Below are 12,966 nucleotides of genomic sequence, written 5' to 3'. Positions count from 1 at the left end.
ATCCAATGTTGGAGTGAGCCAGCTCGCGATAGCGGCCTATCTGACCCAGCAAACCTCAGCGCTTGGCGATGATATAAACCGCATGCACGATCCCCGGGATATAACCGCACAACGTCAGCAGAATATTCAGCCAGAACGCGCCGGCGAATCCGACTTGCAGAAACACACCCAATGGCGGCAATAGTATGGCGATGATGATTCGAATAAAGTCCATGGGGCAGCTCCTGATGGGAAGTGGCTCGTGTGAGCCCTACAGTTAATCGACCTGTGCCGTTCGTCAGGGTTCAGTCCCTTCCCCCTTCAGCCAAAACTTCGCCGTGCTTTGCAGACAAAAAAACGCCCCACGCGAAAAGAATCAAACGTGGGGCGATGCGTTATTACCGCGAGACGGTTCTGGAATGTGCGTGGGACAGCTCTGATCAGACCGCAATCCCTTTACGGCACTGCAATTGCGCGGTGCGTACACGGGAGAAGGCGCGAGTCAGGCGCAGAAGCATTTCGTCGATGTTGGCGTTGCTGACCGTCAGTGCGGGGGTGAAGCGCAGGCAGTCGGGTTGCGGGGCGCTGAGCAACAGGCCTTCGTACAGCGCAGCATTGACCACGGCGTCGGCCGAATCGTCCGACAGCGTCAGCCCCCAAAGCAGCCCTTGCCCACGCAATTCGCCGTGGCCATAACGATGAGCCAGACGCCCGAGGCCTTCACTCAGGTGCTGCCCGGCTTCCCTGACATGCTCAAGAAATCCCTTGTCCTGCACGCTGTCGAGTACCGCCAGCCCGGCCGCTGTCATCAGGGCATTGCCGTGATGGGTGCCGCTCAATTCGCCGATCTCGAAACAGCAGGCCTTGCCTCGCGCCAGCAACGCAGCGAGCGGCACGCCACCGCCCAGCCCTTCGCCGAGGACGACAATATCTGCCCGAACGCCGTAGGACTGTTCTGCGAGTAAGGCGCCGCAACGCCCGATACCGCTTTGCACTTCGTCGAGAATCAGCAGAATCCCCAGCTCACGACACAGGCGCTCCACACCCTTGAGGTAATGCTCGGTGGCCGGGATCACTCCCGCCGCGTTCTGGATCGGCTCAAGCATGATGGCTACGGTCCCGGCGTCGACCGCTGCATGCATTGCCGCCAGATCATTGAAGGGAACGGGGTGAAAATCCGCCAGCGTTCCGAAACCACGGCCTGGGCAGCCGTTGCCGACCATGATGATGCGCGAAGCCCCACCGCGATAGCGTTGGCCCCACTTACACGCCAGTTTGATCGCCGCATCACACGCTTCGCGGCCACTGTTGAGCAGGTACGCCTGATCGCTGCCAGTGGCGCTGCAGAGGCGCCCGGCAAGGTTGAGCATGCCGCGATTGTGCACAGCAAAACCGGGATTGATCAGTGATTGAGCCTGTTGCGAAATCACCTGGACCACTGCCGAGGGACTGTGCCCCAGGCTGTTGGGCCCCCCACCTTGAGTGAAATCCAGGTAAGCGCGGTCATCGCTGTCCCACAACCAGGAGCCTTGACCACGCACGAAAATCTGTTTCGGCCGCTCGACGCTGGGCATCAGGTACTCGCTGGAAAGATTGTCGCGGTGGGATGGCTGGAAAGTGTCCACCGCCAGGTCATCAAGACTCGGCGGATTACGCCGCAAATTGAACAGATTCATCCAAAAAAACCTCGATTGAGGTTTTTTGCCTTACCTATGCAAACACCTTCGGCGCAAACGATATTCATCGCGTTCTATGGCCCTGTAAGCCTTGTGAATGCGGTTAGACTAGGCGCTTGCACGGCCTTGAGCCATTTCGATTTCCGAGTATTTTCGATAAGCGCACCTTATGGATTTCAAGCAACTGCGTTATTTCGTCGCGGTCTACGAAGAAGGCCACGTCGGCCGGGCCGCCGAGCGGCTTTCAATCTCTCAGCCGGCGTTGTCCCAGCAGATTCGCCATCTGGAACAGAACCTCGATGTGAGCCTGTTTGAGCGCAGCAGCAAACGCCTGTTGCCCACCCTGGCCGCTCACACCTTGTATAACCACGCAGTGCCACTGCTCGACGGCATGCAGCGGGCACGCGAGGCATTGGGCAATTTCAAGGGACAGGCGCTACGCACATTGGCCATCGGTGTACTGCAAACCGTGCACACCAGCCTGGTGCCGCAGATGCTCGAACGCGTGCGCAAGGCTCAACCGCACCTGGTGGTGCAGATCTACGAACTGACCGGGCTGGAAATCGAGCGACGACTGCTTAATGGTTCGCTGGACATCGGCATCAGCTACCTGCCGCCGCGTCAGCCAGGGTTGCATGGCGTGATGCTGTACGAAGATGAACTGACCCTGGTCATCCCCGCCGATCACCCGCTGCGCGAATTCAAGAAAGTCTCCATGAGTCAGGCCGCCGAATTACCGATGCTGTTGCTGGGAGAAGAGTTCCAGGTGCGACAGATCTGGCAGACGCAACTGGCCAGCCTCGGCAGGCGCCCGCAGGTGCAGGCTGAGTTGAACAACATGGCGGGGATTCTCGACAGCTTGCCACATACCCGGCTGGCAACTGTGCTGCCCGGGCGCTCGCAAAAGGCGCTCGGCAATAACGAACTGCTGTGGAAACCGCTGACTGAGCCGCGGGTGCCGCTGAAAGTCGGATTGGTCTGCCGGGATGTACAGCGGCAACAGACCTCGATGGCCTTGTTACGCACGCTGCTGGAGGACGTGATGAACGGGCCCGAGGAACGCTTGAACAGCTCGAAAACCCTCGACGGGTTGAGCTGAACACTTTTCTGCGGGCAAAAGAAAACCCCGCCGAAGCGGGGCTTTGCAGACTGTTTCCCTGACATCCATTTCACTCCGCCGTCCTGGCAGAATCCTACGTGTCCGTGTTGTTGCTTTGCGCTTCCTGCGCGACGTCCATGTGAAGTAGATTAGCTGTGGATCCAATCTACGCCTATGGGAAAACAGCAGCACGTCATGTAAGAGAATGCTTACATGACGTCACATCTGTCAGAACTGCGCAGCATCCAGCAAAAACAGTGACTCGCTACCCGCCTTCACCGACGCGCTCAACGAGTGAATGCGTGGCAACAGACGGGCGAAATAGAAGCGCGCCGTGCCCAGCTTGCTGGCGTAAAAATCGTCCTGCTCTTCTTTACCCTGCGCGGCTTTGGCCATCAACGCCCACATGTAGGCGTACGCCACGTAACCGAAGGTTTGCAGGTACTCGACCGACGCCGCGCCGATTTCATTCGGATTGTTTTTCGCGCGGTCGAGCAACCACGCAGTCAGCTCGTCGAGGGTGGTCACGGCGTCGTTCAGCGGCTTGGTGAACTCGGCCAGATCGGCGCTGGCGGTCGCGGTGAAGTGACGGATCTCGTCAGCGAACAAGTTATAGAAAGCCCCGCCGGTACCGACAATCTTGCGCCCGACCAGGTCCAGCGCCTGGATGCCGTTGGTGCCTTCGTAAATCTGGGTGATGCGCACGTCGCGCACCAATTGTTCCTGGCCCCACTCACGGATGTAACCGTGGCCGCCAAACACCTGCTGGCCGTGGACGGTGGTTTCCAGACCGAGGTCGGTCAGGAACGCCTTGGCCACTGGGGTCAGCAACGCCACCAGATCTTCAGCGCGCTTGCGGGTGGTCGCGTCTTCACTGAACTTGGCGGTGTCCAGTTGCATGGCGACGTAAGTCGAGAAGGCACGGCCGCCTTCGTTCGAGGCTTTCATGGTCAGCAGCATACGACGCACGTCCGGGTGGACGATGATCGGGTCGGCGACTTTGTCTTTGTTCTGCGCACCGGTTGGCGAACGGCTTTGCAGACGATCGCGAGCGTATTCAACGGCGTTCTGGTACGAGCGCTCACCGGTGGCCAGGCCCTGGATACCGACACCCAGACGCTCGTAGTTCATCATGGTGAACATCGCCGCCAGGCCTTTGTTCGGCTCGCCGACCAGATAACCCACAGCTTCGTCGAAGTTCATCACGCAAGTCGCGGACGCCTGGATGCCCATCTTGTGTTCGATCGAACCGCAGTTCGCCGGGTTGCGTGCGCCCAGGCTGCCGTCGGCATTGACCCTGTACTTCGGCACCAGGAACAGCGAAATGCCTTTCGGACCAGCCGGTGCGTCCGGCAGTTTGGCCAGCACCAGGTGAATGATGTTTTCGGTCAGGTCGTGCTCGCCACCGGTGATGAAGATCTTGGTGCCGCTGACTTTGTAGGAACCGTCGGCCTGAGGTTCAGCCTTGGTGCGGATGATCCCCAGGTCAGTACCGGCGTGTGGCTCGGTCAGGCACATGGAACCGGCCCAGATGCCGGCGTACATGTTCGGCAGGTACGCGGCTTTCAGCTCGTCACTGGCGTGGGCGTTGATCGACAGGCAGGCGCCGGCCGTCAGCATCGGGTACAGACCGAACGATAGGCTGGCGGAGTTGACCATTTCTTCGACCTGAGCCGAAACAGCCTTGGGCATGCCCATGCCGCCGTAGGTCGGATCACCGCCGACGCCAACCCAACCGCCTTCAGCGTAAGTCTGATAAGCCTGTGGGAAACCTGCCGGCGTGGTGACGGCACCGTCCGCCCAATGGCAACCTTCTTCGTCAGCTGCACGGCTCAGGGGCGCGATGCTTTTGCTGGTGACTTTGCCGGCTTCTTCAAGAATGGCTTCGACGGTTTCCGCATCAACGGTCTCGGCCAGCGCGGGCAGTTCGGCCCACAGTTTGGTGACCTCGAAAACTTCATTGAGAACGAAGCGCATATCGCGCAGCGGCGCTTTGTAGTCAGCCATGGCAAACCTCGCAAGATCTAAACAGGTGATTCGTAGGGTGGTGCATTCGTTGGGTCCGAGTGTAACCCAACAACTTTTACGACACATAGGGTCAGCCCATGACCGTTTTGTAATGATTGGTCATTGACTATCGGGTCATAAAAAAAGCCCGCGGTTACGCGAGCTTTCTTTGTTGCTCATCTAAAAGGCTAAAGTGCAAACAACTCCGCCGGCAATTTCATCAGGCAATCACTGCCCGCTTCGATGGCGGCCCGATGAGCGGCTGTGCGTGGCAGCAATCGCTTGAAGTAAAACTCGTTGGTCGCGAGTTTGCTCTGGCAATAATCGGCATCACCGCTCCCCGCATCGAGTTGCGTCTGAGCCACCAGCGCCATGCGCAGCCACAGGTAGCCGAGGATGATGTAACCGCTGTACATCAAGTAGTCCACGGATGCCGCGCCGACTTCGTCCGCATTCTTCATCGCGGCCATGCCGACCTGGGTGGTCAGCTCGCCCCACTGCTGATTCAGCGTGTTGAGTTGCGCCACATAGCTGCCAAGCTGCGGGTGTTCAGCGTTCGCCGCACAGAACTTATGGACGATTTTGGTGAAGCCACGCAGCAGTTTGCCCTGACTGCCGAGCACCTTGCGCCCGAGCAAATCCAGCGCCTGGATACCGTTGGTGCCTTCGTAGATCGGCGCAATCCGGCAGTCGCGGACCAACTGTTCCATGCCCCATTCACGAATGAACCCGTGCCCGCCAAACACCTGCATGCCATGGTTGGTCACTTCCAGCCCGGTATCAGTCATGAAGGCCTTGCAGATCGGCGTCAGGAAGGCCAGCAGGTCTTCGGCGTCCTGGCGAGCGCTTTCATCCGCGCTCAGGTGCGCCACGTCCAGCAACTGCGCGGTGAAGTAAGTCAGTGCTCGGTTGCCCTCGTTGAAGGCTTTCATGGTGAGCAACATCCGACGCACGTCCGGGTGGACGATGATCGGGTCGGCGGCTTTCTCCGGTGCTTTCGGGCCGGTCAGGGAGCGCATTTGCAGGCGGTCGTTGGCGTATTTGATCGCGCCCTGAAAGCTCGCTTCACCCAGACACAAACCCTGCATCCCGGTGCCGAGGCGCGCGTGGTTCATCATGGTGAACATGCAGTTCAGGCCTTTATTCGGCTCCCCGATCAAGAAACCCTTGGCGCCATCGAAGTTCAGGACGCACGTCGCCGAAGCCTTGATGCCCATCTTGTGTTCGATCGAACCGCAGGAAACGCCATTGCGCTCGCCCGCCTCACCCTCGGCATCGGGCAGGAATTTAGGCACGATAAACAGCGAGATGCCGCGGGTGCCCGCCGGCGCGTCCGGCAGTTTCGCCAGCACCAGGTGAATGATGTTGTCGCTCATGTCGTGCTCGCCGGCGGAGATGAAAATCTTGCTGCCGGAGATCGCGTAGCTGCCATCGGCTGAAGGCACGGCGCGGGTCTTGATAATGCCCAGGTCGGTGCCGCAATGGGCTTCGGTCAGGCACATGGTACCGGTCCATTGGCCCGCAGTGAGTTTGCTCAGGTAGGTGTTTTTCTGGTCTTCGGTGCCGTGGGCGTGGATCGCCGACATCGCGCCGTGGGTCAGGCCCGGGTACATGCCCCACGAGGTGTTGCTGGAACCGACCATTTCGCTGATCACCAGACCCAACGAACTCGGCAAGCCCTGGCCGCCGTATGCCGGGTCCGCCGCCAGACCATGCCAGCCGCCCTCGACGTATTGTGCGAAAGCCTGCTTGAAGCCTGTAGGCGTTGTCACCACGCCATTGTCGAAATGGCAGCCCTCTTCGTCACCGCTGCGATTCAATGGGGCCAGAACGTTCTCACAGAACTTCGCGCCCTCTTCGAGGATGGCGTTGATCATGTCCGGGCTGGCCTCGGAGGCGCCCAGCGCAGCGTAGTTGCTGTGGAAGTCGAAGACGTGGTCGATCAGAAAGCGCATGTCGCGCAGGGGAGCTTTGTACTCAGGCATGGTCGTTTCTCCGTCAGCAGAGGCTTCAAACCTACTGCCGGCCACCACGCCTCACAATCACAGTCCAGACGCTGAATGCGCCATCATCACTCAACCCGCGGCGGCGTCCATTCGCACGGCGCCACGACGGGTCTGACCGAACGCCACCACGCAGTTTCGTCCGGCGCCCTTGGCGCTGTAGAGCGCTTCGTCCGCCGACTTGAGCACCTTTTCAGGGGTGCGCTGCTCGACGCGTTCGGCGACACCGATGCTGACCGTGACCGACACACTTGAAGCCCCAGGACCCGAGCGACGCTGACGACCTTGCTGGTCGTCCTGAGGCCGGTTGTCCTGATTGCGCAGCTGAATATTGTAGGTCGCGATGGATTCGCGGATGACTTCCAGGTGCGGCATGCACTCTTCGAGCGTCTTGCCTGCGAACACCAGCGCAAATTCCTCACCGCCGTAACGATAGGCCCTACCGCCGCCGCCGATTTTCGACAGTTTGCTGGCGACCAGTCGCAGCACTTGGTCGCCGACATCGTGACCGTGAGTGTCGTTGAATTTCTTGAAGTGATCGACGTCGCTCATGGCCAGCACGTAATTACGCCCCAGGCGCTGCATCCGCTCGTTCAAGGCGCGCCGGCCCGGCAGACCGGTGAGTTCGTCGCGGAAGGCCATTTGGTAGGCCTCATGGGCGACCGCCGCGGCAATCATCAGCATCACCTGACTGCACATGATGTTGAGGGTAAACGGAAGAATGAAGGTTTTCGGCAGCGCCCAGAACAACCCGAGCAAACCCACCAGTTGAGCGGCATGCAACGGTCGCGGGTTGCGCCAGTATTGCCAGCTCAGCAACAGGAACGACGCGAGGAACACCGGATAAGACAGCTGGATCAGGCTCATCCAGGCGCCATGCAGCGCTGGCCAGCGGATTTCCGACAGCCACATCAGCAAAGCCTGTGGGTAACTTTGCTCCAGCCCCAACGCGACACTGCCGACGGCCAGCAATACCGCGAAGCGCGCCACCATGTCCTGAAACAAATGCGTGCGTTCCTGCCAGGCCCCGAACACCCCGAACAACAGCGGCAGCAACAGGCAACACAGATGGAAAACCACGGCGGCGTCTTCACGGACTTTGCCGTTGTCGCGGTAATAGTCGGTCTGGGTATCGAGCAAAAAGTAGGCGATGTACACCGTGACCATCAGAAACAGCTCGCGCTGACGTCGGTAAACCGCGCAATACGCACCACCGAGCAACAGCACCAACGTCGGCAGGACGTTGAACAGCGAGGTGAAGAATACGTTCAGTTCCTTGATGTAGGCAGCCGCAAGCCCCGCAAGTAAAAGCAGTAACGACGGTAGGAAATGGCTGAAACGCACAGCGGAAGAACGCGGCAAGGGTAAAGCTCCGACCGTCACGACAATAGATGGCATTGTGCCCACCTACTGTAACGGCAGAAACGTCGACTTACTGAGCGAAATGTCAGGTTTTTTTAGCGGGTGCATGACTGGCCGCGAACAGCGCGGCCAGTCACCTCAGTCCATCAGAGGTCGTTGTAGAACGGCAACAGTGGCCCTTCCGTAGCCGGGCGCCCTTCCGCACCGACCGGTTTGAGTGTAATCAGCGCATCTGCCGCTTGTCGGGTAGTGATTTTTGGACTGACGGGCTTCAACGTCACGGCGTTTTCATCACCAATATGGCCTTGTGGAATGACCAGCGACGGATGATCGAAAGGCGCCTGTTCCCACGCCACGCGCGGATCGGTCAGCCCGACTTCCATGAACTTGACCAGTGCATCCACTTCATCAGGCGTCAGGTTCAGGGCGGTCATGTCCGGATCAAGGTTGGAGGTGTTGTGCTGATTCACACTCGGATGATCAAAGCCGCTGGTGTTGTTCGCTTCCGAGCCGCGCCGGTCGCCACCGCGGTTGTAGAACTCGACGACCTGCTTGAGCGTCGAGCGGCTGCCGTTGTGGAAGTACGGCCCGGTCAGCGCGATGTTGCGCAGCGTCGGGGTTTTGAAGGCGCCATCCACCGCATCGTGGAAGCCGACATTAGGTTTGAGCGTCGAATCGCAGGGTAATCCCGTGCTCAGTAGCGCTTCGAAGGTGCACACATCCACGTCCAGTGGATCCGGCACATGGATGCCCTGCAACTGGGTGTTGTATTCGCGAGTAAACGACAGCGGGTTGCCCCATGCATCAGATCCGCCGAGCCCCAGGTCTTCCGACGTCGGGCGCACACCGGTGTTGTAGAAGCCGTTGTCGTACAGCGCGGTGAGGTTGTCAGCCATCAGCATCCGTTCGATCCGCTCACGGGGATGGAACAGCAAGCGGCTGGCAGCGTTGGTCAGCTCTGCACCGCCGTGACAATTGACGCACTTGCCTTTGCCAAGGAACAGGTTCATGCCCTCGACCTGCTGCGCATTCATCGCCTGCTGATTGCCTTGCAAATAAGCATCCACGGGAGCCTGGTCGGAGATCAGGGTGGATTCGTACATCTGAATCGCCAGTCCGAAGAACAGCGGGAAGTTGGCCTCCATCTGAGTGTACGGCGCGCCGCCGAGCGAAACCTGTTGTGTGGCGTTCCACAGCCGAGGCTGGAAAGCGGCCTTGATCAATTCTCTGTAGGTCGGGCGGCGGGCACCGGAAACCGGGCCGAGTACAGAGTCGGCGGATGAAATCCGCTGCTGCTTGAGCATCAGCGTGTCGAGCATGCGTCGGCCAATGTCGGCGAAGGTGCGTCCGCCGCAGGACATCTCCACAGGGCTACCCGGTGGGCCGACAGCCTGCGAGGCGGCAGAGGCATCGTTGAGGGCCAGCCGAACTTTGGTGGCCACCCCGCTGCGATCGCTGGTGACGAAAATCCCGGCATCAGGGTCGCGATTACCGAACGGCGAAAAGCCGTTGAACACGTTGTTAGCCCGACCGTCCCAGAAGTTGCGTACGTTGAACGCGGCGTTGATCACCGTCGGGGCATTGCGTCCGGTGCTGCGCCGCACATTGATACCGCCGACCTGGAACACGCCGTCCGGTTGCTGTGTGCATTTGTCGAAGCGCGGTTGATTCGGCTTGACGAAGTTGGCGTCGAACACCCCTTGCGAGCCGACCACATCGTCGGTCGAATAGACAATCGGCGAGTTGCGATCCAGCGGATCGGCCAGCACGTGGGTCGGAAAGTCGGTTTTTTTCAGCGTGTAGTTCGGGCCGCCCTTGCCGGCGGACAGGGTCGCATAAGAAGGGACGTCGCCAGGAATATCGGAGGCTACAAACGGTTTGTTGAAGATCGACGAAACGTTGGCATGGGTGCTGGCCTGGCCTGGGTTGATCTGATTGGTGATCCGGTGATCGACACCCGCATGAAAGTGGCAGGAGGCACACGCCGTCGAACCGTCACTGCCGATCTCCATGTCCCAGAACAGCGCCTTGCCCAGGAGAATCGCCGCCGAGCGATTGAGCACGTAATCAGTCATGAGGTCGACTTTGCGCCCGCCTTCGGTGCCGGAAGGGTCAGGGGGTGTCATGCCGTGCAGCGTCTGCAGGGAAGGGACTTCCGGCACGGGCAGATCAACTTCCGCCGCCGTCGCCGCGAAAGCATTTTTGGCGGACAGACTGATAACGAGCAGCCCGCAGACGATCACGCAGGGCAGACGGACAGTTCGAACAAAAAGACTCAAGTTCACCATGATGACACCCCGATTCAGTGATGGAGTTGCCGGGCATGAGGCGTCACTCAACTGGCAAAGTTAGACTTTGTCGTCGCCGAAGTTGAAACGCTATGGGAGGCACCGTAGCAGGCGCTTAATCGAACTGTAGCTGTTACAAAAGATTTCAACAGCAAAAACACGAATTAATTCTGAGCTTTTATACAAGCCTCAACTTTGGTGAAAATCCCCCATTACCGGGGGGCAATCCCCCAGCCACAGTGGGCCTCACCGCCAAAGCCCACGTACCTGCGAGACCTTGAACCTTGGCCCCGTAATTGCAAACAAAGTTATTTTACTTATTTGACACCGAAAACAATTGCGCCCAGTTAGTTAACTAGACACAAAGGTTTAGTTGCACTACTCGCGAGCGCCTACTGTTTACACAACGCAAAAAAAAACCGCCACTCCCGAAGGAGCAGCGGTTTTTTTTGAAGCAACTGCGTTAAGGCTTAGTAGCCCAGGTCGAAGTTCTCTTCTTTCATGTCCATCAGGTTGTTGGCGCCCGACAGCATGGTTGCAACGTGAGTGCGGGTACGCGGCAGGATGCGCTGGAAGTAGAAGCGCGCAGTCTGCAGCTTGGCGGTGTAGAACGCCTCTTCGGAAGTGCCGGTAGCCAGTTTCTCGGCAGCCAGACGCGCCATGTCAGCCCAGAAGTAGGCCAGGCAGGCGTAACCGGAGTACATCAGGTAGTCCACGGAGGCCGCGCCCACTTCTTCGCGATCCTTCATGGCAGCCATACCGACCTTCATGGTCAGCTCGCCCCATTCTTTGTTCAGTGCAGCCAGCGGTGCGACGAATTCCTGAACGGCTTCGTTGCCTTCGTTGGTCTGGCAGAACTTGTGGACGATCTTGGTGAAGCCTTTCAGGGCCTCGCCTTGGGTCATCAGCACTTTACGGCCCAGCAGGTCGAGGGCCTGGATACCGGTGGTGCCTTCGTACAGCATCGAAATGCGGCTGTCACGAACGTTCTGCTCCATGCCCCACTCGGCGATGAAGCCGTGGCCGCCGTAGATTTGTACGCCGTGGTTGGCCGATTCGAAACCGACTTCAGTCATGAAGGCTTTGGCGATTGGCGTCATGAAGGCCAGCAGTGCGTCGGCTTTCTTCTTCTCTTCTTCATCCACGCCGTACTTGACGATGTCGACTTGCTTGGCGGTGAAGTAAACCATTGCACGGTTGCCTTCGGCGAATGCCTTCATGGTCAACAGCATGCGACGTACGTCTGGGTGAACGATGATCGGGTCGGCGGCCTTTTCCGGCGCTTTCGGGCCAGTCAGCGAACGCATTTGCAGGCGATCACGCGCGTATTTCAGGCCGCCCTGGAAGCCGATCTCGGCGTGAGCCAGACCTTGCAGCGCGGTGCCCAGACGTGCGGTGTTCATAAAGGTGAACATGCAGTTCAGGCCTTTGTTCGCCGGGCCGATCAGGAAACCGGTGGCCGCGTCGAAGTTCATCACGCAAGTCGCGTTACCGTGGATGCCCATTTTGTGTTCCAGGGAACCACAGCTCACCGCATTGCGTGCGCCGATCGAACCGTCTGCGTTCGGCATGAACTTCGGCACGATGAACAGCGAAATGCCTTTGGTGCCAGCCGGTGCGTCCGGCAGGCGGGCCAGTACGATGTGGACGATGTTATCGGCCATGTCGTGTTCACCGGCCGAGATGAAGATCTTGGTGCCGGAGACTTTGTAGGAACCGTCGGCCTGAGGTTCGGCCTTGGTGCGCAGCATGCCCAGGTCGGTGCCGCAGTGCGGTTCGGTCAGGCACATGGTGCCGGTCCACTCGCCGGATACCAGTTTGGTCAGGTACGCGTCTTGTTGCTCAGGCGTGCCGTGTTCGGAAATGGTGTTCATTGCGCCATGGGACAGGCCAGGGTACATGCCCCACGACCAGTTGGCCTCGCCAACCATTTCGCTGACAGCCAGACCCAGAGACTCCGGCAGGCCTTGGCCACCGTGCTCTACATCGTGCGCCAGACTAGGCCAGCCGCCTTCGACGAATTGCTTGTAGGCTTCTTTGAAACCCGTCGGGGTTTTAACGCCAGACTCGCTCCAGGTGCAGCCTTCGGTGTCACCCACGCGGTTCAGCGGAGCCAGTACCTGCTCACAAAACTTGGCGCCTTCCTCGAGAATGGCGTCAACCATGTCCGGAGTTGCGTCCGCACAAGCCGGAAGGCTCTGATAGTGCGCTTCGTAGCCGAGCAGTTCGTCACGAACGAAGCGAATATCACGCAAGGGGGCCTTGTAGTCAGGCATAGCGATAAACCTCTGCTGATGTAACCGGGAATGAACGACCGCGTTGATTTGTTGTGGCGGTCAAACAGTTGTTTGAAACATACGTTTACGCCCAAATCTTGTCAAGCGTCGATCTTTGGCCGTTTGTCATCGACTCATCGATCTGCCGGACACGCAGCAGCGCACCACCGATGCTCAAGCAAAGGTGCCGTGTAGAAAAGATTAGTTGAGGGAGAAGGACTTACGCAGAAAAACGCCGCGAAAAATCGCGGCGTTCAGAAAGCGGATTCAGCGAGG

Annotated in this window: 8 protein-coding genes; 1 reads left to right on the top strand and 7 read right to left on the bottom strand. The window is 59.1% G+C overall.

All coding sequences use genetic code 11. The features are described 5' to 3' along the window. Positions 1 to 55: 55 nt before the first annotated feature. Both AB4N43_RS19235 and AB4N43_RS19230 read right to left on the bottom strand, forming a co-directional pair. Complete coding sequence (locus tag AB4N43_RS19235; RefSeq protein ID WP_007904205.1) at positions 56 to 214, bottom strand: YqaE/Pmp3 family membrane protein; 159 nt, start codon at positions 212 to 214, stop codon at positions 56 to 58. A 205-nt stretch (positions 215 to 419) separates the two neighbouring features. Further along, positions 420 to 1,655, bottom strand: coding sequence for an aspartate aminotransferase family protein (locus tag AB4N43_RS19230; protein WP_460151814.1), 1,236 nt, complete (start codon positions 1,653 to 1,655; stop codon positions 420 to 422). A gap of 169 nt (positions 1,656 to 1,824) precedes the next feature. On the opposite strand from AB4N43_RS19230, the gene AB4N43_RS19225 reads away from it, so the two are divergent. Next, positions 1,825 to 2,754 (top strand): LysR family transcriptional regulator, encoded by a 930-nt coding sequence (locus AB4N43_RS19225; RefSeq protein WP_460151813.1) that lies wholly within the window; start codon positions 1,825 to 1,827, stop codon positions 2,752 to 2,754. 228 nt (positions 2,755 to 2,982) lie between these two features. Here the strand turns inward: AB4N43_RS19225 and AB4N43_RS19220 are convergent, their stop codons facing one another. The 5 genes from AB4N43_RS19220 to AB4N43_RS19200 all read right to left on the bottom strand — a co-directional run bounded on the left by AB4N43_RS19220 (position 2,983) and on the right by AB4N43_RS19200 (position 12,690). After that, the gene (locus AB4N43_RS19220) at positions 2,983 to 4,761 is read right to left on the bottom strand and encodes an acyl-CoA dehydrogenase C-terminal domain-containing protein (protein WP_059182061.1); all 1,779 of its coding nucleotides are present in this window, start codon (positions 4,759 to 4,761) and stop codon (positions 2,983 to 2,985) included. A 188-nt stretch (positions 4,762 to 4,949) separates the two neighbouring features. After that, the gene (locus AB4N43_RS19215; RefSeq protein WP_460151812.1) at positions 4,950 to 6,746 is read right to left on the bottom strand and encodes an acyl-CoA dehydrogenase C-terminal domain-containing protein; all 1,797 of its coding nucleotides are present in this window, start codon (positions 6,744 to 6,746) and stop codon (positions 4,950 to 4,952) included. 90 nt (positions 6,747 to 6,836) lie between these two features. Then, a complete protein-coding gene (locus AB4N43_RS19210) occupies positions 6,837 to 8,126 on the bottom strand; it encodes a GGDEF domain-containing protein (protein WP_027926701.1) in 1,290 nt (429 codons plus the stop codon). 146 nt (positions 8,127 to 8,272) lie between these two features. Next, positions 8,273 to 10,414: a cytochrome-c peroxidase gene (locus AB4N43_RS19205; RefSeq protein WP_081744034.1), complete on the bottom strand. Its 2,142-nt coding sequence runs from the start codon at positions 10,412 to 10,414 to the stop codon at positions 8,273 to 8,275. Between the two features lie 470 nt (positions 10,415 to 10,884). Beyond that, complete coding sequence (locus AB4N43_RS19200; protein WP_027926699.1) at positions 10,885 to 12,690, bottom strand: phenylacyl-CoA dehydrogenase; 1,806 nt, start codon at positions 12,688 to 12,690, stop codon at positions 10,885 to 10,887. Positions 12,691 to 12,966 lie beyond the last annotated feature (276 nt).

The organism is Pseudomonas sp. S2_B07 (assembly GCF_054668435.1).
The sequence above is the reverse complement of the archived record's forward strand: the minus strand, read 5'-3'. Positions and strand labels throughout refer to the sequence as shown.

What these genes read in the sequence shown, in the direction of transcription:
- AB4N43_RS19235 (WP_007904205.1), bottom strand. Translation starts at nt 214, where the DNA reads ATGGACTTTATTCGAATCATCATCGCCATACTATTGCCGCCATTGGGT.
- AB4N43_RS19230 (WP_460151814.1), bottom strand. Translation starts at nt 1,655, where the DNA reads ATGAATCTGTTCAATTTGCGGCGTAATCCGCCGAGTCTTGATGACCTG.
- AB4N43_RS19225 (WP_460151813.1), top strand. Translation starts at nt 1,825, where the DNA reads ATGGATTTCAAGCAACTGCGTTATTTCGTCGCGGTCTACGAAGAAGGC.
- AB4N43_RS19220 (WP_059182061.1), bottom strand. Translation starts at nt 4,761, where the DNA reads ATGGCTGACTACAAAGCGCCGCTGCGCGATATGCGCTTCGTTCTCAAT.
- AB4N43_RS19215 (WP_460151812.1), bottom strand. Translation starts at nt 6,746, where the DNA reads ATGCCTGAGTACAAAGCTCCCCTGCGCGACATGCGCTTTCTGATCGAC.
- AB4N43_RS19205 (WP_081744034.1), bottom strand. Translation starts at nt 10,414, where the DNA reads ATGGTGAACTTGAGTCTTTTTGTTCGAACTGTCCGTCTGCCCTGCGTG.
- AB4N43_RS19200 (WP_027926699.1), bottom strand. Translation starts at nt 12,690, where the DNA reads ATGCCTGACTACAAGGCCCCCTTGCGTGATATTCGCTTCGTTCGTGAC.